Raw genomic sequence first — 20,017 nt, 5'->3', positions numbered from 1 at the left:
TGGGGCACACCAAGGCCAGTATTCGCCGCCCAGAAGGTTCTTGCTCATGGCTGCCCATCCGGTTTCCCCCCTCGCACCGAAAACCTACCCGGACCTGCCGGCCATTGACGGCGTGCGCTTTGCGACCGCCGAAGCGGGCATCAAGTACAAGAACCGCACCGACGTGCTGCTGATGACGTTCGAGGAAGGCACAAGCGTTGCCGGCGTGCTGACCACGTCGGCTACGTCGTCGGCCGCCGTCGAGCTCTGCCGCGAAAACCTGCCGGGCGGCCTCGCGCGCGGGCTCGTGGTCAATTCGGGCAATTCCAATGCCTTTACCGGCCAGAAGGGTCGCGAAAACGTTCGCTACATCACCAAGGTGGCGGCCGAAGCGCTCGGCTGCGCGCCCTCGGAAGTCTTTATCGCCCAGACCGGCGTCATCGGCGAACTGATCGATGCGAGCAAGTTCGACGGCAAGCTCGAGGAGGCCGCAACGCGCCTCGTCGATGCGCCCTGGATCGAGCCGGCCAAGGCGATCATGACCACCGACACCTTTCCCAAGCTGTCCGGCGCCGTGCTGGACATCGACGGGGTCGAGATCAAGATCAACGGCATCGCCAAGGGCAGCGGCATGATCGCCCCTGACATGGCGACCATGCTGTCCTTCGTCGTCACCGACATGCCGATCGCAGCCAACGTGCTGCAGGCGCTGCTCTCGAAGCACGTTCAGAAAAGCTTCAATGCGATCACCGTCGACAGCGACACCTCGACGTCCGACACACTCCTGGCTTTCGCCACCGGCAAGGCACAGGTTGACCCGATCACCAGCCTCGACGATCCGCGCGCCGAAATCTTCGGGCAGGCGCTGTTCGACGTATTGTTCGAGCTCGCCATTCTCACCGTCCGCGACGGCGAGGGGGCGACCAAGCAGGTCTCGGTGCATGTCGAGGGCGCGACCACTGACGCCTCCGCCTTCCGCATTGCCAAGGCCATCGCCGATAGCCCGCTCGTGAAGACCGCCATCGCCGGCGAAGACGCCAATTGGGGCCGCGTGGTCATGGCCGTCGGCAAGGCCGGCGAACCGGCCGATCGCGACAAGCTCTCCATCCGCTTCGGCGACCTGCTGGTGGCAAAGGACGGCGAACGCGCGCACGGCTACGACGAGGCCGCGACCAGCGCCTACATGAAGGGCGAGGACCTGGAGCTGACGGTCAGCCTCGGCCTCGGCGCGGGCAAGGCGACGGTCTATACCTGCGATCTGACGCATGGCTACATCACCATCAACGGCGACTATCGGAGCTGATGTGACCCTGCCCAGCGTCGAAGCGTTCGAACGGGCCGGCCTCAAGGCCTGGCCCGGTATCGAGGAACATTGGGATGGCCAGTGGGTGCGCCGCGCCGCGGGCGGCTACACCAAACGCGCCAATTCGACCCAGTGCTTCAGTCCCGATGACCACGAAGATGCCGATCTCAGGGTCATCTCGGCCAGCAGCTGGATGGTGATCCGCAAGATCAAGCCGGTCTTCCGCATCACACCCCTGTCGAGCCCGGAACTCAACGCGACGCTCGATGAATCCGGCTGGCAGGCCATCGACCCCAGCCAGTTGCTGGCCATGGAGCTGGACGAGCACAAAGCCGACCCTGAGGCACAGTTCCTGCCGGTGCTGGATCCGAAATTCCTGGCCGCGGCCCAGAGGCTGCAAGGCTATGACGATGCTGCCATGGCCGCCATGGGCAAGCTGCTCGCCGCCTTCAAGGTGCCGGCCACCGGGGTGGTGCTGACCCGCGAGGGTGAGGCGGTGGCCTCGTCGATCATGGCTGTCGCCGACGGTATCGTCATAACAGGCAATGTGGTCACCGAGCCCGCACGCAGGCGGCAGGGCCTGGGCGCGGCGATGATGCGATCAGGATTGAGCTGGGCCAGGGGCGAAGGCGCGCGCTTCGCGGCGCTCAACGTGCAGGCCGACAATGAGGCGGGCAAGGCGCTCTATGCCTCCCTCGGCTACACCTATCAGTATGACTACTCGTACCGCGTACCCGGAGCGCCGAAGTGACCGATAAACCGCTGCTGCTCGTGGTCGCCTGCGCGCTCGTCGACGCCGACAGGCGCGTCCTCATTGCCCAGCGGCCGGAGAGCAAATCCCTGGCCGGCCTATGGGAATTTCCCGGCGGCAAGCTGGAAGCGGGTGAAACGCCGGAGGCGGCGCTGATCCGCGAGCTCGACGAGGAGCTCGGCATCGAGACAAAGGAAGCCTGCCTGGCCCCGCTTTCATTTGCCAGCCACGCTTACGAAAGCATTCATCTGTTGATGCCACTTTACGTCTGCCGCAAATGGCAGGGGACACCACAAGCGCGCGAGCATGCCGCCCTCAAATGGGTCAGGCCGCAAGCGCTGCGCGATTATCCCATGCCACCCGCGGACGAACCGCTGATCGCGGCACTCTGCGATCTGCTCTAGACGACGACGGGTGTTTGGCCAGAAGGCCAGGAAGCACGGAGCCACCATGCTGGCGCAGATGTTGCAGCGCTTTTCCGCCGATGAAAACGGCACGACGGCCATCGAATATGCCCTATTGGGCACCATCATCGCCATTGCACTCGTTGGCACCTTCGCCCTTCTCGGCGACGGCGTGGCCAACCTGTTCAGCGGCGGCGACGACGGCGCCCAGGCAACCCTGGACAACGCCGTCGGCCGGCTCTAGCCGCATCCCGCATCAGGGGCGACCGACAATCTTGTAACGTTGTCCCGGCACCACAGGGTCGCCGGGGTAGAGGTTGTTGAGGATGTAGAACAGGTCGCGCGCACCCGAAATATCGGCCATCTGGGCCGCCAGGCGATCAGCGCTGTCGCCCGCGCGCGCCGTCACCAGTCGGATTGCGAGCTGACGAATCTGCGACAGGTCGGCCTGCGTGGTGCGCCGGAAGCTCTGGATGGTCGCATCGGCACCTTGCTGGAACCGCGCACTGTCGCTCTTGGCAGCGAAAATGAAGCGATAGACTTCCCCGTCAAGACGCATCACCGCGACGCGGAAGAACCACTGGTCCGTCTGCGCGAGACCGGACGCCATTTCGAGGCCGTTATACTGCGCCGCCGTGACCGTCTCGGCCTTGAGGCCCGCGATCCAGCCCGACTTAAGATAGTCGGTCAGCGACATGTTGGGCTGCACCTGGGCGCTGTCGAAGCGCACCGCCTCGCCGTCTCCGGCGACACCGACGACCGCACTTTGCGAGGTCTGCAGGGAATAGCCCTGCGGCACGGTGAAGGTGAACTTGTTGGCCGGGTGGATGAAGCGCTGGCCGACCACGGAGCCCTGGGCCGGGCTGTCGCCGAAACTGAGGCCGGAAATGGCGGACAGATAGGCCTCGCGGTCCGACTCGCCGGCCTGCGCCGATCCGAACATGCTGCGCGCTGTCGACAGCGCGGTCTCGATACGCGCCGGCGTCGACGGATGCGACGACAGGAAACCTTCATTGCCCGCGGCCGCGCCGGCGGAGAAGGCCGCGAAGCGGCTCATGACGCCGAGAAACCGTGCGGCGGCCTGCGGGTCAAAGCCGGCCTTTCCGGCAAACTTGATGCCTTCCTTGTCGGCATCGAGTTCCTGGTTCTGGCTGAAGGCGGCAAGCTGCTCGCGCGTGCGGTTTGCCGTTGCATCGGTCGAGGTGTCGCCGCCGAAAATGCCGGTGATCACGCGGTCGACGATTTGCGTCTGACGCGTCCGGTCGGTCCGCGCCCGTGCGTGCCGCAAGGTGACGTGCGCGATCTCGTGCGCGAGCACCGCGGCCAGTTCGCTGGTATCAGATGCCAGCGCGAGGATGCCGCGGGTCACGTAGATATAGCCGCCGGGGAGGGCAAAGGCGTTGACCTCGGACGTATCGAGGATCGTCACCTGGAATTTCGCATTGGGCTGGTTGGCGGCGGCGAGAAGCCGCCCGACGATCCGCGCCACCATGATTTCGGCGGGACGATCCTCGTAGACGCCACCATAGGCGGCCACGATCCGCGGATGCTCGCGCAGGCCGAGCACGGCATCATCCGGGTCGGTCCCCTCCGGTATGACCGTGGGAGCGGGATTGTCGCCCGTGCGTGCCACGTTCACGCCTGTCCCGACCAGCGAGGTACAGGCCGACAGCGCCAGAAGGCTGATGCCCAGCAATCCGATCCGCAATAGCTTTTTGCCTGAACGCGCCGTCATGGCCTCGCGAGAACCTCAATCTGCTCGGGATGGGTTACTTCGATGCGTGGACCATCCCGATCGTCCACCCAGCCGCGCACCCGCACGAGGGCGCCATCCAATGTCAGCGGATCCAAGCCCGCATCGGCAAAAATCCGCAGCGCCGGCGCCTCGATGACGGCGGTGAAGTCTTCCTTCCAGTGCCGGCCGAAATTGAGAAAGACCCGCGAACCGCTGCGGTCTGCCAGAAGAACCCGGCCTTCGACCAGTTCGTACTGGCCTATCCGCTTCAGAATTTCCGCTGGTCGATCCGCCGCCCGCACGCTGTAATAGGGATCAGTCCAGATGCCAAGCCGTTCGGTGCGCGCCGTAGCTTCGGCGGCAAACAGCTGCTCGAGGCAGTGCCGATTGTCGGGAAACGAGTAGACGCGCGCCAGACCCTGCCTGACCATATGGTGCTGAGCCCAGACTGTGGTGTTTTCTTCTGTTGCCACAAAGACATGGGCCAGCGCACGATCGTAGCGATCGACTTCCTCGCCACCATAGCCAAGGGTAACGGGACGGTTGAGGGCCAGGTCTTCGAGAGCCTTTTGCGCCTCCGGGGCCAGCGGCCAGGTCGGGAAGCCTTCGCGCCCGAGCGGCAGTTTCGGGGCCTGGGTTCCGATCAGCCGCACCACCAGACCCGAATCAAGAACGACGGTATCGCCGTCGGTGACCTGGGTTACCACCCCACCGGGCACCAGGCGCAGTTCCGCGCAGGCCTGCGCAGCGGCTGGCTCCAGACCCACCAGCATGGCGGCGGTAACGGTGGCGATGGTGGAGCGGCGCACGCGGTCGACCCTTTGAAACAACTTGTTCACCATGCACCCAAATGAGGCAAAAAAAGATTACCAGCATGCCTCGGACTTTCCATTGCCAAGCCGCCGGCATGCGGCCAAGCTCGGCAGGTCGGGAGGACATGACATGGGTCGCGCGGGAATCGTCAGAACGGGCACTGCCGGATGGGTCTACGAGCCGTGGCGCGGGACGTTTTTCCCGGAAGGACTGGTTCAGAAAAAGGAACTCTCCTACGCGGCGAGCCGCCTGACCAGCATCGAAATCAACGCGACGTTTCGCGCCAATCAAAAGCCGGCCAGCTTTCAGCGTTGGGCAAGCGAGACCACGGAAGGCTTTCAATTTTCCGTCAAGGGACCGCAGCTCGTCACCCATATCAAGCGCTTGAAAGGCGGCGCCGAACCCCTGGCGAACTTCTTTGCCTCGGGACCCTTGGCCCTTGGCGACAGACTAGGGCCCTTTGTGTGGCAGCTCCCGCCCAACCTGGCCTTCGACCCGCAAAGTCTTGCTGCGTTTCTCGAGCTTCTCCCCAAAACCGTCGACGACTATGTGGCGCTGGCAGACAAGGCCGACCGAACGCGGCAGGAGCCGTTCCTCGACCCGACCGGCGTTCAGACCATTCGCCACGCAATCGAGCCGCGGCACCCAAGCTTCAAATCGGCGGAAGCCGACGCCTTGCTCCGGCAACACAACGTCGCTCGCGTCATCGCCGATACCGAGGAATTCCCCTCCCGCGACCTGACCGCGGATTTTGCCTACCTCCGGCTTCAGGGACCGTCGCGCCCCGGGGCAGAAGGCTATGGCGACGCCGATATCGACGACTGGGCGCACACCATCGGCACCTGGCGTGACGGCGGCAAGGACGTCTACGCTTATTTCGTCCACGAGGACAAACTGCATGCCCCGTCAAATGCCATTGCCCTGCGCAAGGCTCTGGGCATCGCGCTGCCGGGCGATTGATCACGGACGTGTTTACCGTCTGGATTTTGCCGTAAGCTGGGCCTAATGCCGTTGCTCACCAAGCGTCACCTGAGTTTCCTTCCCATGACCTCCGTTCGCCCCCTCGACAAGATCGCCTCCGGTCTTGCCTTCATTCTTGGACTTGCCACCATTCTCGGCGCCCTCGGCTCGCAATATCTGGGCGGCCTTTACCCGTGCGAGCTTTGCCTTGAGCAGCGCATGCCCTACTACGTCGGTCTGCCGCTCCTCGCGCTGATCCTGGTGCTGTCGAACCGCCTGCCGCTGCCCGCCTGGTACGCAGGCATGGGCATCGTGACCGCGCTCTTCGCCTGGGGCACCTATCTCGGCATCTACCATTCCGGCGTCGAATGGGGTTTCTGGCCCGGCCCCACGACCTGTTCGGGCACAGGCTCGGGCGACAGCATCTCGCTGGATTCGCTGACCAATCTGCAACCGGTCATCAGCTGCGAAGCCGTGCAGTTCCGTTTCCTCGGTATCTCGCTGGCCGGCTACAACGCCCTGATCTCGGCTGCCATCGTCGTGCTGCTGCTGAGCGCGATCGTGTTCCAGTATCGCCGCAACAAAGCCTAGGGCTCGAGCTCGATATCCCAATAGAGATAGTCGAGCCAGCTCTGGTGCAAGTGGTTGGGCGGAAACGCCCTCCCATTGTTATGCAGGTCGTGCACCGTCGGCGCATACGGCGTCTGATGCGGGAACATCTTGATTTCGCTGGGCAATCTGTTGGCCTTTTTCAGATTGCACGGCGCGCAGGCCGCCACCACGTTCTCCCAGGTGGTAAGACCGCCTTTGGAGCGCGGGATCACGTGATCGAACGTCAGATCATGCGTCGAGCCGCAATACTGGCACTGGAAGCGATCGCGCAGAAAGACGTTGAACCGGGTGAAGGCCGGGTGACGGGCCGGCTTGACGTATTCGCGCAACGAGACGACGCTCGGCAGCCGCATCTCGAAACTGGGCGAATGGATGACCGTATCGTAGTGCGAAACGATGTTCACGCGATCCAGGCACACCGCTTTTATCGCGTCCTGCCAAGACCATAGCGACAACGGATAGTAACTGAGCGGCCGGAAGTCGGCGTTCAGAACAAGAGCGGGACAAGCCTCAGGCGACACATGGATAGTCACTTGAGTCTCCCGAAACGGGAATCGCGTAAGTCCATAGCCCCTTTATACTAAGCCCTTTGTGTCGGGCGTGTGAAGCGGGGGCGAGACCCTTATTTTGCGAGGCTTTCGATGAACCGGGCAATGGCATCCATGCCATCGGGGGCGACGCCGTGACCAACCCCGCGGCTGACGTGATAATCCACCGCAAAGCCCGAATTCGTTAGCAGACTGTTAGCATCTGCGCTGTGGTTGGGATCGACAACATCATCCATGTCGCCATGGACGATACAGACAGGCGGATGGGCGAGCGCGTCGGATCCGAAACCCTCGGGCGGGAGGAAGGCACCGGAAATGCCGACCACCCCCATCAGGGTTTTCTGGGCGGGCAGCGACAGGCCCACATGCAGCGCCATCATTGCGCCCTGGCTGAACCCGGCGAGAATGGTGCGCTCGGGCGGGATGCCGGTCTGGCTCCAGAGGTCTTCGAGGAAACCGACAATGACGGGGCGGGCGCCGATGACGCCGGTCTGGCGGCTGGCGAGACGATCACCGGACCAGTCTATGGGAAACCATTGATAGCCCCCCATGCCGAGCGGGGTCGGCGCATGGGGCGAGACGAAGAGCGCACCGGGCAGCAGGTGCTGGAAGTGCGGCGCCATGGCGATGAGGTCGTTGCCATCGCTGCCATAGCCATGCAGCAAGACCACGGCTGCGTCAGGGGCCTGTCCGTTGGCGGGCGCGAGCATGGGGCCGGAAAGCTTGGTCATAAAAGGCTCGATTCCCTTTGCTTGAGCGCCGCGAAATAGCGCCAGAACAGCAGGGCAGCGGCCGAGCGATGCGGCGACCACTCCCGCGCGAGACCGATCATTTCCTTGATCGTCGGGCGAGCGTCAAGGCCGAGGCCGTGATGGGCCGCCTTGAGCAAGGCCAGGTCGCCGGCCGGAAAGATGTCGGGATGCGCCGCGCAGAACAGGAGATACACCTCCGCCGTCCACGGCCCGATACCCTTGAGGGCGACCAGCCGGGCCACGGCCTCCTCCCCGGGCAGCGCGTCGATATGCTCGAGATCAAGCTCGCCCGCCGCGACCGCCTCCGCGACGGCGCGCAATGTCAGGAACTTCCCGCGCGAAAAACCCGAGCCGCGCACGGTCTCCTCCGTGAGGTCGAGATAGCGCGCCGGATCAAGCGCCCCCTCGATGACACTGAACCGCCCCCAGATGGCCGCGGCGCTTTGCACTGAAATCTGCTGCCCGCAGATGACCTTGGCCATGCCGGCAAAGCCCTTGGGATTGACACGCGGCATCACCGCACCCACGGCCTCGAGCATGGGCAGCAGCCGCGGATCGCGGCCGGTAAGGTGCCCGAGGTGCCAGGCGACGCCCTCGGGCGTGTCGATGGTGGGCGTCTGCGGGGCGGTCTCGGTCAAGGTCAGCTCTTCCAAATGATGGCATCGCGAGGGGCTTCCCGCTTTCGCGACACGGACGGTATGCAGTAATGATGGGTCATGTCCCGACCCATCCTCCGCTTCGCTCCCAGCCCTAATGGCTACCTGCACCTGGGCCACGCCCTTTCGGCGCTGGTGACATGGAAGGCCACGGCAATGCTGGATGGCACGGTTTATCTGCGCATCGAAGACATCGACATCCAGCGCTGTAAACCCGAATTTACCCAGGCCATTGTCGAAGACCTGGAATGGCTGGGGCTTTCCTGGGCCGAGCCGGTGCTGCTGCAATCGGAACGCTTCGACATCTATGCCGAGGCCGCCAATCGCCTGCGCCAGGCCGACCTGCTCTATCCGTGCTTCTGTTCGCGCGCTGAGATCGCTGCAGCTGCCCAAGGCAGCGACCCTGATGGCGCGCCGCTTTATCCCGGAACCTGCCGGCACCTGAGCAATGCCGAGCGCATCGAGCGGCTCGAGCGCGGCGACCCGGTGCAGTTCCGGCTCGATACCGGGAAGGCGCGGGACCGAACGGGAATGCTGACCTATTCGGTCATCGGACCGACGCTCAATGACCGGCCGCAGATCCGGTACGCCCGACCGGAACGCTGGGGCGACGTGGTGCTGCAACGCAAGGACACGCCGACCAGCTATCACCTCAGTGTCGTGGTCGATGACGCGGCACAAGGCGTGACCCATCTGACGCGCGGCCGCGACCTCGAGGCCGCGACCGACATCCATGTGCTCTTGCAGATGCTTCTGGGTCTCCCGACCCCGATCTACCATTTCCACCGGCTGCTGCTGGGCGATGACGGTGGCAAGCTGGCGAAGTCGAAGGGGTCGCAAAGTCTGAGGGACTTGCGCGCCCAAGGGTGGACGCCTGACGATGTCAGGCGGGCGGTGGGGTTTTGATCGCTCCCGCCCCGCTCCGAGGGGGGCGCGATGGTTGTGGGGCGAACTAGCCTCGCTTTCCGATGCGGCCCAGATGGGTGTCCTCAAAGCTGGTTTCGGCCTTGAGGCCGTAGCCGAACATGCGATCGAACCCGGAATGGCTGAGCAATAGGGCGCCGAGGCCGACGAGGAGCGAGTTGTCGAGGAGACTTCCCAGCGCCATCAGCACTGCTCCCAGGGCATAGACGTGGACGAAATTGTAGATCCGCGCCCCGATTTTCGGACCGAGAAAATAGGCCGCGAAGCTGAGGTCGGGCAGGAAGAACAGCGCCAGGGCTGCCCACCACGGAAGGCCCGAGCCGGAAACGCCAAAGAGCGCAAGCCCGGCAACGAAGATCAGCGCGCCTTCGACGCGCTGCCAGACGACTGTAGACGGCATTTTGGTATCCTTGGACATTCAGGCGGCCTGAAGGAGACGGGATTTCACGGCCTTGAGATCGTCCATGGACGTGGCGACGGCCGTTTCGAAAGGCGTAGGAAAACCGGTTCCCAGGAGCGCGTCGAGGCGCGGATCGACCAGTTCCATCTCGTTCTGCCAGAGATAGCGCATGCGGAAGAGATCGCGCATCACCGGATTGACGAGGCCGATGGCGCGCAGGATCCACCAGGGAAAGGGCGAAACCGCCAGCTTTTGCCCATGGGCGGACTGGATCGCAGCCATGACCTGGCCATGCGACACCCAGTGGCCGGCAAAATGGAAATTCTCGAAAGCCGCCAGACTGCCGCGCTTCTCGGCCACGGCGGCAAAGGCGCGCCCAAGATCGGGCAGGTAGGCCCAGCTGTGCCGCTGCGACAGCGCGCCGAGGTGATAGAGCTTGCCCTTGGGCAGGTCCATCAGCATGCCCGCGTCGAACCAGTCGCCAAGATTGCCGGCGCCGTAGAAATCGCCCGCCCTGATGATGATCACCCGGAAGCCCTGCTTTGCCGAGGCCTCGCGCAGCATGTCTTCGAGCCGGATGCGAATGTCGCCGCGGGGCTTTTCGCCACTCTGGCGCAGCCCGGGCGAGACTGTGCGGTCGCCGGCGCGATAATTGTAGATGGTCCCGGGGAAAAGCAGTGTCTTGCCAGTGCCGGCCAATGCATCGAGCACGACCTGCAGCTGCTGCTCGGCCCGCCCGTCGCCCCACTGGTCGTAACGCAGATGAAGGCCATGGACCACGACGTCGGCATCGGCGACCGCCGTCTTGACGGCCACTGGATCATTGGCGTCGCCCTTGATGAAACGCGTGCCTGCCACCGGCCGGCGATTGGCCCTGCCGAACCCTGCGACCGCCCAACCCGCATCGCGGAAGGCCACGATGGCGGCATTGCCGAGATGCCCGTTGCTGCCCAGAACCGTCACTTTGCCTTTTGACATGGAAGTCTCCTGCTGTTGCTGGAGACCAAGATGATCGATACACTGATGAATATCGATTACATGAAAATCTGGATATGACATTCGAAAATGAATAGGGAGCCGGACTGGGCGCTCTGGCGCAGCTTTGCAGCGGTGATCGCCGAAGGTTCGCTTTCCGGCGCGGCGCGAAGCCTCGGCCTCAGCCAGCCGACGATCGGGCGCCATATCGAGACGCTGGAGGCCGATCTGGGGATAAGCCTCTTCGAGCGGAGCCTGACGGGTCTCAAGCCCAACCCGACCGCGCTGCGGCTCTACGAACCGGTCCGCGCCGCGCAATCCTCGCTGGCGGAGGCGGCAATCCTGGCGGCCGGAGCGCAGGACGAGAGCGGCGGCACGGTCCGCCTGACGGCGAGCACCTTGATTTCGAACTATGTGCTGCCGGAAATCCTCAGAACGGTGCGCCAGCTGCATCCGCGGATCGCCATCGAGATCGTCCCGTCGGACTCGCCCGAGAACCTGCTGATGCGCGAAGCCGACATCGCCATCCGCATGTTCCGTCCGACGCAGCTCGAACTGGTGACGCGGCACCTGGGCGATATTCCGCTGGTGCCGGTGGCGCATGAAAGCTACCTCGCCCGCCGCGGCACGCCGAGAAGTCTCGACGACCTGTGGGATCACGACATTCTCGGGTTCGACCGGTCGGACGCCATCATCCTTCATGCCCGTGCGCTCGGCTACGAGCTCAGCCGCGAGCATTTCCTGCTGCGCTCGGACAACCAGACGCATCTGTGGGAGCTGGTCAAGGCGGGCCTCGGTATCGGCTTCGGGCAATTGCACCTGACGCGTCGGACGCCGGGCCTCGTGGTCGTGCCGGTCGAGCTAGGCGTGCCGCCCATGCCGGTCTGGCTGACCACACACAGGGAATTGTTCACCTCGCATCGGATTCGTGCCATTTATGACGCAGTGGCAGACGGCCTCGATGCCTATATCAGTGGCGCAACTGCGCCCGTCTCACCCCGTTAAGGCACTCATGGAAACGCTCTTCAATATCGCCATCGCCCTGGCGCTGCTCTTTGTAGTCATCGTGCTGGGCATGGGCCTGTGGAACATGCTCAAGGGCGGCCCCGGCAATACCAGCCAGCGGCTGATGCGCCTGCGCGTCATCGGCCAGGCCATCGCGCTCGTCCTGCTGCTCGGCGCCCTGTTCCTGTTCGGCCGCGGCGGCTGACCGCTATGGTCAAGATCAACAAGATCTACACGCGCACCGGCGACGGCGGCACCACCGGCCTGGTCCGCGGCCCGCGGCGCGCCAAGCACGACCTGCGCATCGAGGCCTATGGCACGGTGGAAGAAGCCAATGCCTTTGTCGGCCAGGCCCGCCTGTCGACCACCGCGCAGCCGCGCATCGACACGGTGCTGGCGCGCATCCAGAACGACCTGTTCGATGTCGGTTCCGATCTTGCAACCCCCGGCGCCGACGACCCCGATGCCGAATATCCGAGCCTGCGGGTCCGTCCGGTGCAGACCGACTGGCTGGAAAAGCAGATCGACCATTTCAATGCCGACCTGGCGCCGCTGACGAGCTTCATCCTGCCCGGTGGCACGCCCCTGTCCGCAGCGCTCCATATCGCCCGCACCGTGACCCGTCGCGCCGAACGGCTGGCCGCGGCGCTGGTGGAGGCCGAGCCCGACACCAGCCCCGAAACGCTGAAATACCTCAACCGCCTCTCGGACCTGCTGTTCGTGCTGGGTCGCGTGGCCAACAGCAATGGCACCAGGGACATCCTGTGGGTGCCGGGCAATTATGGAGATGTGAAGAAAGGGGATTGATTGCGCTCACCCCTTTTCTCCTGTGGGAGAAGAGGACGAAAGCAAGAGCACGCTGGCGATGAAGGACCAATAATGTTTCTGCCCCTCCACGACAGCAATCCGCGTCGGCACATCCCCTTTCCTTTCGTCAATTACGGACTGATCGCGGTGACCATCGCGGTCTTTGCCGTGCAGGCCATGTTGCCGCCGGCCGCCTTCGACCAGGCCGCCATCAATTTCGGCATGATCCCGATCGTGGTGCGCGACCTCTATCCGCAGCCCGTGCCGTGGCTGCCGGATTGGGCGAACCTGGTCACCTATGCCTTCCTGCATGCCGATTGGCTGCACCTCCTGACCAATATGCTGTTCCTGTGGGTCTTCGGCGACAATATCGAGGATGCGCTGGGGCACGCGAAATATCTCGTATTCTACCTGGCCTGCGCCGTGCTGGCGGCGCTGGCGCACCTCGGCTTCAATCTCGAAGGCAATGGTCCGCTGTTGGGCGCCTCTGGCGCGGTTGCGGGCGTCATGGGCGCCTATATCGTGCTATTCCCACATGCCCGGGTATTCGTTCTGGCGCGCATCGTCATTCCCATCCCCCTGCCCGTACCGGCCTTCTGGATGCTGGGGTTCTGGATCGCGACGCAGCTGTTCTACGTCGTGATCGGCTCGGACGAGCCCGTGGCGTGGTGGGCGCATCTGGGTGGGTTTGCCGCGGGCGTTGTCCTCGCTCCGCTGATGAAACGGCGCGCCGTGCCGCTCTGGGGCGGCCGCTGATCGGGGGTTTGCGACAAGTCGTCGCTTTCGAGCAAACAAGCGTTAACCCGGCTTAACTAGTATGGGCCATAGCCACCCATCCCGGACCCGTGTCGTGAACACAGATCTTGCCACCAACCTGCTGACCGCGCGCATGGCGACGACGCAGAACGCCGTGCAGATTGCCGTGGTCAAGAAGAGCCATGAGATGGAAATGGAACTCGTCAATTCCCTCATGCAGACCGCGCTCAGCCCACCGCCTCCGGGCCAGGGCACGCTGGTCGACAAGCAGGCCTGAGGACCGGCGATGGGCACCGGCATTGGCATCGCCCCATCCGTCATGATCAACCGCATCGTCCATGAAAAGGGCGTGCCGCAAGGCGGGCATCTGCTCGAAGTGGCGCGACTGCGCGGCGAGATGATGCAGGCCCAGGCCGAGAATGCCGCCTCGCCCGTGCCGACGACGAAGCCGGCCGAAGCGCCGCTCAACGGCGCGGAAGTTGATTTGCTGGTCTAGCCCCGCAGGCCGATCAGTGCGTCGATGACGGCCTTTCCGTCCTTGCTGTGCCATTCGGCCGGGCCCTGCAGCACCGCGAGCTCGCACCCTTCCGGATCGAGCAGCAGCGTCGCCGGCAGGCCGATCGCCACGGCTTCGCGCTTGAGGCGCTCGAAGGCGGCGAAGGTGTTGTCGGCATAAAGCGGCAGGTTCTGGAACTGGCCCTCGTCGAGGAAGGCCTGCGCCTTGTCGAGGCCTCCCGCGCCGATATCGAGATTGATCGGCAGGACCATGAACTTGTCCGAATTGTATTCGGTGGCGATGGCGTCGAGCGCCGGCATTTCCTCGCGGCACGGCACGCACCAGCTGGCCCAGAAATTGACCAGCAGCGCCTTGCCGGCGAAATCGGCCACCGTCATCGGGGCGCCGCTGGCGTGGTTGAACGCCATGTCCGCATAGCCGCGGCCCTCGCCGGTCCCGCTGAGCGCCGCCAGTTCTCCGGTGGCGGCCGCATCGACGATCTGCGCCTGGACCTGCTGGACCGGACACTCATTGGCCGTGCCGGCATTGCCCAGCATCAGCCATGCCGCTATAGACCCACCAGCAACGACCACCCCTGCGGCGACGGGCAAGGCCCACTTCAAAGCCTGGGGACCTTTTGAGCGGGTATTTTCCATGGTGTCTCCGTCGGACAAGGCTCTGAGCAACAAGATGTGGGGCGGCCGGTTCGCCGAAGCGCCCGATGCCATCATGGAGGAGATCAACGCCTCCATCGGCTTCGACCAGCGCCTCTACCGCCAGGATATTGCCGGATCGAAGGCCCATGCCACAATGCTCGCGGCCACGGGCATTCTGACGCAGACCGATCGCGACGCCATCCTGGCGGGTCTAGACGAGGTGCTCGCCGAAATCGAGGGCGGGCAGTTCAAATTCTCGCGGGCGCTCGAAGACATCCATATGAACGTCGAGTCGCGCCTGCGCGAGAAGATCGGCGATGCCGCCGGGCGTCTGCATACAGCGCGCTCCCGCAATGACCAGGTCGCCACCGATTTCCGGCTCTATGTGCGCGACTATATCGACACGCTGGTTGGCCAGATCCGCGGGCTGCAGCTGGCGCTGGTGACCCGCGCCGAGGACGAGGCCGAGACCATCCTGCCCGGCTTCACCCACCTGCAGAACGCCCAGCCGGTGACTTTCGGCCACCACCTCCTTGCCTATGTCGAAATGCTCGGCCGCGATGCCGGGCGGCTCGAGGACGCACGCAAGCGCCTCAACGAAAACCCGCTGGGCTCTGCCGCCCTGGCGGGCACCCCCTACCCGATCGATCGCGACATGACCGCAGCGGCGCTGGGCTTCGATCGTCCAACCGCCAATTCGCTCGATGCCGTCAGCGACCGCGACTTCATCCTGGAGACGCTGGCGGCGGCCTCGATCTGCGCCATGCACCTCAGCCGGTTTGCCGAGGAAATGGTGATCTGGTCGAGCGCGCAGTTCGGGTTCATCAAGCTCTCGGACAAGTTCACCACCGGCTCCTCGATCATGCCGCAAAAGCGCAATCCCGACGCGGCCGAGCTGGTGCGGGCCAAGATCGGGCGCATCCTGGGCGCGCTCAATTCCCTCCTCGTGGTGATGAAGGGCCTGCCGCTGGCCTATTCCAAGGACATGCAGGAAGACAAGGAAGTCGCCTTCGACGCGCTCGACGCCCTGAGCCTGTCGCTGGCTGCCATGACTGGCATGGTCAAGGACATGATGCCCAATCGCGAGCGCATGCATGCCTCGGCCTCGGCTGGGTTCTCGACCGCTACCGACGTCGCCGACTGGCTGGTGCGCGAACTCAACATTCCCTTCCGCGATGCGCATCACATTACCGGCCAGGTCGTGTCGCTGGCCGAACAGAAGGGCTGTGGCCTCGAAGGCCTGACCATCGAGGACTTCAAGCTCATCGATCACCGCATCGACAGCCGCATCCACAAGGTGTTGACGGTGGAAGCCTCGGTTGCCGCGCGCGCCTCCTATGGCGGCACGGCGCCGGCCAATGTGGTGGCGCAGGCGGCGCGCTGGAAGAGCTTACTGACCGGCGAGACCCACGAACCACGGGCGCTGAGCAAGAAAAAGTCCGGCGGCCATGGCGATGGTGGTATTGCCTGACACTGGCGAATAGGACACGGTCTTTCTTCTCCTCTTGGGGGAGAAGGTGCCGAATGGCGGTGAGGGGTATACTGTGCCTCCACCCCCTCACCGTCTCGCGCTGGGCGCGATCCACCTTCTCCCGCAAGGGGAGAAGGAAAAACGGAGAAACCGGTGGCCCACTCCTCGCGAAAGATGCGTCTCACGGCCCGCCATGTCGCCCATGTGCAGCCGCTCGACGTCACCGAGGACATGCCCGAGCCGCCCGAAGGCATGCATGCGGCGACCGAGGACGATCACCGCACGACCATCGCGCGGTTGATGGCCGACATCGAGGACCCCGGCGAGATCTGGATTTTCGCCTATGGCTCGCTGATCTGGAAACCGGCCTGCGACTTCGTCGAGATGCGGACCGGCACGATCCGCGGCTGGCACCGCGCTTTTTGCCTGGGCTGGAACAACCGCTGGCGCGGCAGCGACGAGAATCCCGGCCTCATGCTGGCACTCGATAGAGGCGGTGCCTGCAAGGGCGTGGCCTATCGCCTGCCACCCGACCGTGTCGAGGAAAGCCTGATCAAGCTCTTCGAGCGCGAGATGGCCTGGCTCCCCTCGGCCTTCCCGCCGCGCTGGGTCAAGGTCCGGAGCGGCGACCATACGATGACGGCACTGACCTTCTGCATCGACCGCAATTCGGGCCGCTATGTTTCGGGCCTCAGCGAAGACCAGGTCGCCGACGTGCTGGCCCGCGCCAGCGGGTCGCGCGGGTCGATGGCAGAGTATCTGTTCGCCACCGTGGGGCATCTGGAGGAGATGGGCATTCACGATCCTCACCTCTGGCGCCTGCAACACCTCGTGGCCGAGCGCATCGAAGCGGCTTATGAGGCTGATCGATAAGTCTGGCTTTTGTTTTCGGCGCCACTGAATTACGGATTGCCGCGAAACATTTCGACGTCCACGGCGTCATTCCGGCGAAGGCCGGAATCCATGCGCGAAACTGCAACCTCTCGACGGGCGGAGGTGAGCGGACATGGACCCCGGCCTGCGCCGGGGTGACGCCGTGGGTGTGGGTACACCCGGGGAATAAAAATGGTCCACCACTTCAATCATCGCGATGGCGTTCTGTTTGCCGAGGACGTTGACCTCAACGACCTGGCCGAGACGGTCGGAACCCCGTTCTACGTCTATTCGAGCGCGACGCTGCGCCGACATGTCCGCGTGGTGCGCGAAGCCTTCGACGGCATCCCGATGCTGATGGCCTATGCCATGAAGGCCAATTCCAACCAGGCGGTCCTGAAGCTCATGGCGTCCGAAGGCTGCGGCGCCGACGTGGTTTCGCTTGGGGAACTCGAACGCGCCCTGGCGGCTGGCATTGCTCCCGAAAAGATCGTTTTTTCCGGTGTCGCCAAGACCGAAGCGGAAATGCGCCGCGGCCTCGAGGTCGGCATCAAGTGCTTCAATCTCGAAAGCGAACCCGAGCTCGAGCGGCTCTCGCGTGTCGCCGCGAGCATGGGCAAGACGGCCCATGTCTCGGTCCGTATCAATCCCGACGTCGATGCGCGCACCCATGCCAAGATTTCGACCGGCAAGAGCGAAAACAAGTTCGGCATTCCCTACAAGCGCGCGCTCGAAGTCTATGCCCGCATCGCGCAGCTGCCCAATGTGAAGGCGGTCGGCGTCGACATGCATATCGGCTCGCAGATCGTCGACCTCGAGCCTTTCGGCAATGCCTTCGGCTTGATGGCGGACCTCGTGACCGCCCTGCGCGCCGACGGGCACACGATCGAGCATGTCGATATCGGGGGTGGCCTCGGCATACCCTATAATGTCGACGAGGACGCGCCGCCGCACCCCACGGCCTATGCCGCCGTGGTGCGCGACAAGGTGGGACAGCTCGGTTGCTCGCTGGTGATCGAACCGGGTCGCCTGCTTGTCGGCAATGCCGGCATCCTCGTCACCAAGGTGGAATATGTGAAGGAAGGCGAGGCCGATTTCATCATCGTCGATGCGGCGATGAACGACCTCATTCGCCCCACGCTCTACGAGGCGCATCACGACATTCAGCCGGTCAACGCATCCAACCTGCCCCCGATCACCGGCGACATTGTCGGCCCGGTCTGCGAGACCGGAGACTACCTCGCCAAGGGGCGCACGATAGCCGGGGTGAAGGAAGGCGACCTGCTCGCCGTGATGAGCGCCGGCGCCTATGGCGCGGTGATGGCCTCGACCTACAATTCGCGCCCGCTGATCCCGGAGGTCCTGGTGGATGGCGCACGCTGGCACGTAATCCGCCCGCGCAAGTCGCTGGACGAATTGCTGGCGCTGGATTCAGTGCCCGACTGGGTTTGAGGGTCTCTGACCCCCACCTAGCCTCCCCCTGGAGAAGGGGGAGGGACTGATCGAGTTTCGGGCAGGTCTCCAGGCAACCACGGAAGCACCCCTCCCCCTTCTTCAGGGGGAGGTTGGGTGGGGGTTCTTTCCTACTGCAGCGAGCGCCGCGCCAGGGACACCACTTCGACAGGAACGCCATTGAGGGCGTCGTCGACCTTGGCGAGCAGGTCCGCCAGGGTGAAGGGCTTGGCGATCACGTCGTAGATCAGCGCGTCGAGGCCGTGGGCGCGTTCGCGCTGGTCGGCAAAGCCTGTCATCATCAGGATGGTGACATCGGGATAGGTCGCGCCCACCTGCAGCGCCAGCGCGATGCCATCCATGACCGGCATCTTGATATCGGTCAGCAGCAGATCGAAACGCCCGCCTTCGGCATCCATGGTTTCGGCAGCAAGGCCTCCGTCTTCCTCGGCCACGACCTCATGACCTTTCATGGTCAGGGCGGACACGACGAAAGCGCGAACGGACGGATCGTCTTCAGCGACGAGGATGCGGGCCATTGAGGGCTCCTAGTGGTGGTCTGCCGCAGCCGGCGCCGGCGCATGGGCCGGTTCAGCTGCGTGGTCTTGAGGTTCGGATGCAGGGGCGGCATGCCCCGCCTCCGGCTGATCCTGGTGGGTATCGACGGGCGCCGCGTGGCTGGGCGCGGCGCCTCCATCGCCTGTCGCCGTCACGCTTTCGGCGGCCGCGGTTCGCTCGCCTGATGTCGCACCCTTGCCCGCAAAGCTGAGCCTGACGCGCACGGCCTCGCTGGGAGGCAACGACAGGCGCGTGTCGAAGGTTGCCCGCTCGCCGGCCATCAGGTCGTTTACGCGCGGCTGCACGCTCCACTCGTAGACCGCGTGACCGCTCTCGTCGAGAAGGCTGATGACAACGGGCGGCACCGGCACCGGATTGGGCGACAGCCCGACGATCTGGGCCGAGACACTGAGAACGTCATTGCCGCCCGAAAGCGACTTGAGCGTCGCCAGATCGGAAAATTCGAGGCCGACGACGTTCACGCCGAGTCCGACGGCCTCGTATAATCCGGCCATGTCGGGATAGCGCTCGACGATGGCGCTGCGGCCGAACCAGGCCACGGCGACGATCCCGGCCAGGATGACGATGCCGGAGACGCGCGCGGCGCGCCGGACCTTGGCCAGGGGCAGGCTGGAACTCATGGCGTTCTGGCGCCGGTTGAACTCGACCTGCTGCTTGCGCAGGGTCGCGGCATCGATCGGCGGGATGGGCTTGCCCGCATTGGCAGGAGGTTCGGAGGTCGGCGCGGGCTTCGGCGGCTCGGCGGCGGCTGCCTCGGCAACCATCGCTTCATCGAGGGCATCCTCGGCGATGGCATCGAACAGTGCGTCATCGGCGGCGCTTGCCGCAGGCGGTTGCGGCGGCTTGACGCTTTGCGGCCTGGGGTCCTGGGTCCAGGCCTGATGGCAATGCGCGCACTGCACCTTGCGACCGGCAGACCCGATGGCCTCATAGGTCACTTGGTACTTGGTCTGGCAATGCGGACAGGTGATGATCATCAGGCGGCGCGGGATCCCGGACAGGTCCCCGACCCTATCCCCTTGCGGGTTAAAACTCCTCAAACCCCGTCCATGACCAAAATTGTGCCGCTTTCCCCCGGCCAATGGGCCGCCCATGCCGCGGGGACTTGCT

The 20,017-nt window shown here is 64.5% G+C and carries 26 protein-coding genes; 16 read left to right on the top strand and 10 right to left on the bottom strand.

Going from position 1 to position 20,017, the window contains the following annotated elements:
* The first annotated feature begins 46 nt into the window (after positions 1-46).
* Genes argJ through CCK88_RS17875 form a run of 4 tightly spaced genes read left to right on the top strand, consistent with a single transcriptional unit; the run spans position 47 to position 2,681 of the window.
* A complete protein-coding gene (gene argJ / locus CCK88_RS17890; RefSeq protein ID WP_086471896.1) occupies positions 47-1,282 on the top strand; it encodes a bifunctional glutamate N-acetyltransferase/amino-acid acetyltransferase ArgJ in 1,236 nt (411 codons plus the stop codon).
* Between the two features lies 1 nt (position 1,283).
* Positions 1,284-2,033, top strand: coding sequence for a GNAT family N-acetyltransferase (locus tag CCK88_RS17885; RefSeq protein ID WP_170926546.1), 750 nt, complete (start codon positions 1,284-1,286; stop codon positions 2,031-2,033).
* Positions 2,030-2,437: a (deoxy)nucleoside triphosphate pyrophosphohydrolase gene (locus CCK88_RS17880; RefSeq protein ID WP_086471894.1), complete on the top strand. Its 408-nt coding sequence runs from the start codon at positions 2,030-2,032 to the stop codon at positions 2,435-2,437. Before CCK88_RS17885 ends, CCK88_RS17880 begins: the two co-directional genes overlap by 4 nt.
* Positions 2,438-2,483: 46 nt before the next feature.
* Positions 2,484-2,681, top strand: coding sequence for a Flp family type IVb pilin (locus CCK88_RS17875; protein WP_086471893.1), 198 nt, complete (start codon positions 2,484-2,486; stop codon positions 2,679-2,681).
* A 12-nt stretch (positions 2,682-2,693) separates the two neighbouring features.
* Here the strand turns inward: CCK88_RS17875 and CCK88_RS17870 are convergent, their stop codons facing one another.
* Both CCK88_RS17870 and CCK88_RS17865 read right to left on the bottom strand, forming a co-directional pair.
* On the bottom strand, positions 2,694-4,172 hold the full coding sequence (locus CCK88_RS17870) for a M48 family metalloprotease (protein WP_086471892.1): 1,479 nt from the start codon (positions 4,170-4,172) through the stop codon (positions 2,694-2,696).
* The gene (locus tag CCK88_RS17865) at positions 4,169-4,981 is read right to left on the bottom strand and encodes a thermonuclease family protein (protein WP_244557580.1); all 813 of its coding nucleotides are present in this window, start codon (positions 4,979-4,981) and stop codon (positions 4,169-4,171) included. Before CCK88_RS17865 ends, CCK88_RS17870 begins: the two co-directional genes overlap by 4 nt.
* Before the next feature lie 133 nt (positions 4,982-5,114).
* On the opposite strand from CCK88_RS17865, the gene CCK88_RS17860 reads away from it, so the two are divergent.
* Together CCK88_RS17860 and CCK88_RS17855 are read left to right on the top strand one after the other, a co-directional pair.
* Complete coding sequence (locus tag CCK88_RS17860; RefSeq protein ID WP_086471891.1) at positions 5,115-5,945, top strand: DUF72 domain-containing protein; 831 nt, start codon at positions 5,115-5,117, stop codon at positions 5,943-5,945.
* Positions 5,946-6,029: 84 nt separating this feature from the next.
* Complete coding sequence (locus CCK88_RS17855; protein WP_086472034.1) at positions 6,030-6,536, top strand: disulfide bond formation protein B; 507 nt, start codon at positions 6,030-6,032, stop codon at positions 6,534-6,536.
* Here the strand turns inward: CCK88_RS17855 and CCK88_RS17850 are convergent.
* The 3 genes from CCK88_RS17850 to CCK88_RS17840 all read right to left on the bottom strand — a co-directional run bounded on the left by CCK88_RS17850 (position 6,533) and on the right by CCK88_RS17840 (position 8,495).
* Positions 6,533-7,090, bottom strand: a complete 558-nt coding sequence (locus CCK88_RS17850; RefSeq protein ID WP_086471890.1) for an HNH endonuclease — start codon at positions 7,088-7,090, stop codon at positions 6,533-6,535. The genes CCK88_RS17855 and CCK88_RS17850 overlap by 4 nt on opposite strands.
* Positions 7,091-7,179: 89 nt before the next feature.
* On the bottom strand, positions 7,180-7,836 hold the full coding sequence (locus CCK88_RS17845) for an alpha/beta hydrolase (protein ID WP_086471889.1): 657 nt from the start codon (positions 7,834-7,836) through the stop codon (positions 7,180-7,182).
* Entirely contained in the window at positions 7,833-8,495 is a 663-nt protein-coding gene (locus CCK88_RS17840) for a DNA-3-methyladenine glycosylase family protein (RefSeq protein ID WP_244557579.1), read from the bottom strand. Before CCK88_RS17840 ends, CCK88_RS17845 begins: the two co-directional genes overlap by 4 nt.
* A gap of 78 nt (positions 8,496-8,573) precedes the next feature.
* On the opposite strand from CCK88_RS17840, the gene gluQRS reads away from it, so the two are divergent.
* Positions 8,574-9,419: a tRNA glutamyl-Q(34) synthetase GluQRS gene (gene gluQRS / locus CCK88_RS17835; protein ID WP_086471888.1), complete on the top strand. Its 846-nt coding sequence runs from the start codon at positions 8,574-8,576 to the stop codon at positions 9,417-9,419.
* A 46-nt stretch (positions 9,420-9,465) separates the two neighbouring features.
* Here the strand turns inward: gluQRS and CCK88_RS17830 are convergent, their stop codons facing one another.
* Together CCK88_RS17830 and CCK88_RS17825 are read right to left on the bottom strand one after the other, a co-directional pair.
* A complete protein-coding gene (locus CCK88_RS17830) occupies positions 9,466-9,837 on the bottom strand; it encodes a DUF4260 domain-containing protein (protein ID WP_086472032.1) in 372 nt (123 codons plus the stop codon).
* An 18-nt stretch (positions 9,838-9,855) separates the two neighbouring features.
* A complete protein-coding gene (locus tag CCK88_RS17825; protein WP_170926545.1) occupies positions 9,856-10,815 on the bottom strand; it encodes an NAD-dependent epimerase/dehydratase family protein in 960 nt (319 codons plus the stop codon).
* Between the two features lie 87 nt (positions 10,816-10,902).
* Between CCK88_RS17825 and CCK88_RS17820 the strand changes: the two genes are divergently transcribed.
* The 6 genes from CCK88_RS17820 to CCK88_RS17795 all read left to right on the top strand — a co-directional run bounded on the left by CCK88_RS17820 (position 10,903) and on the right by CCK88_RS17795 (position 13,876).
* The gene (locus CCK88_RS17820) at positions 10,903-11,817 is read left to right on the top strand and encodes a LysR family transcriptional regulator (protein WP_086471886.1); all 915 of its coding nucleotides are present in this window, start codon (positions 10,903-10,905) and stop codon (positions 11,815-11,817) included.
* Positions 11,818-11,824: 7 nt separating this feature from the next.
* The gene (locus CCK88_RS17815) at positions 11,825-12,022 is read left to right on the top strand and encodes a twin transmembrane helix small protein (protein WP_086471885.1); all 198 of its coding nucleotides are present in this window, start codon (positions 11,825-11,827) and stop codon (positions 12,020-12,022) included.
* 5 nt (positions 12,023-12,027) lie between these two features.
* On the top strand, positions 12,028-12,624 hold the full coding sequence (locus CCK88_RS17810) for a cob(I)yrinic acid a,c-diamide adenosyltransferase (protein ID WP_086471884.1): 597 nt from the start codon (positions 12,028-12,030) through the stop codon (positions 12,622-12,624).
* A gap of 72 nt (positions 12,625-12,696) precedes the next feature.
* Entirely contained in the window at positions 12,697-13,380 is a 684-nt protein-coding gene (locus CCK88_RS17805; RefSeq protein ID WP_086471883.1) for a rhomboid family intramembrane serine protease, read from the top strand.
* Positions 13,381-13,474: 94 nt separating this feature from the next.
* Positions 13,475-13,657, top strand: coding sequence for a putative motility protein (locus tag CCK88_RS17800; protein ID WP_086471882.1), 183 nt, complete (start codon positions 13,475-13,477; stop codon positions 13,655-13,657).
* Positions 13,658-13,666: 9 nt separating this feature from the next.
* Positions 13,667-13,876, top strand: a complete 210-nt coding sequence (locus CCK88_RS17795; protein ID WP_086471881.1) for a hypothetical protein — start codon at positions 13,667-13,669, stop codon at positions 13,874-13,876.
* On the opposite strand, the gene CCK88_RS17790 is transcribed toward CCK88_RS17795, so the two are convergent.
* Positions 13,873-14,532, bottom strand: a complete 660-nt coding sequence (locus CCK88_RS17790; protein WP_086471880.1) for a TlpA family protein disulfide reductase — start codon at positions 14,530-14,532, stop codon at positions 13,873-13,875. The genes CCK88_RS17795 and CCK88_RS17790 overlap by 4 nt on opposite strands.
* A 22-nt stretch (positions 14,533-14,554) precedes the next feature.
* Between CCK88_RS17790 and argH the strand changes: the two genes are divergently transcribed.
* The 3 genes from argH (at position 14,555) to lysA (ending at position 18,328) form a co-directional block, all read left to right on the top strand.
* On the top strand, positions 14,555-16,003 hold the full coding sequence (gene argH, locus CCK88_RS17785; protein ID WP_086472031.1) for an argininosuccinate lyase: 1,449 nt from the start codon (positions 14,555-14,557) through the stop codon (positions 16,001-16,003).
* A gap of 153 nt (positions 16,004-16,156) precedes the next feature.
* The gene (locus tag CCK88_RS17780; RefSeq protein ID WP_140049041.1) at positions 16,157-16,876 is read left to right on the top strand and encodes a gamma-glutamylcyclotransferase; all 720 of its coding nucleotides are present in this window, start codon (positions 16,157-16,159) and stop codon (positions 16,874-16,876) included.
* 192 nt (positions 16,877-17,068) lie between these two features.
* Positions 17,069-18,328, top strand: a complete 1,260-nt coding sequence (gene lysA / locus CCK88_RS17775) for a diaminopimelate decarboxylase (protein ID WP_086471878.1) — start codon at positions 17,069-17,071, stop codon at positions 18,326-18,328.
* 131 nt (positions 18,329-18,459) lie between these two features.
* Here lysA and CCK88_RS17770 read toward each other — a convergent pair whose 3' ends face one another.
* Together CCK88_RS17770 and CCK88_RS17765 are read right to left on the bottom strand one after the other, a co-directional pair.
* On the bottom strand, positions 18,460-18,867 hold the full coding sequence (locus CCK88_RS17770) for a response regulator (protein WP_086471877.1): 408 nt from the start codon (positions 18,865-18,867) through the stop codon (positions 18,460-18,462).
* A 9-nt stretch (positions 18,868-18,876) separates the two neighbouring features.
* The gene (locus tag CCK88_RS17765; RefSeq protein WP_170926544.1) at positions 18,877-19,884 is read right to left on the bottom strand and encodes a zinc-ribbon domain-containing protein; all 1,008 of its coding nucleotides are present in this window, start codon (positions 19,882-19,884) and stop codon (positions 18,877-18,879) included.
* Positions 19,885-20,017 lie beyond the last annotated feature (133 nt).

It is taken from the genome of Devosia lucknowensis (genome assembly GCF_900177655.1).
In the GTDB taxonomy this organism is placed as follows: domain Bacteria; phylum Pseudomonadota; class Alphaproteobacteria; order Rhizobiales; family Devosiaceae; genus Devosia; species Devosia lucknowensis.
This window is presented reverse-complemented; position numbering and strand designations above follow the sequence as displayed.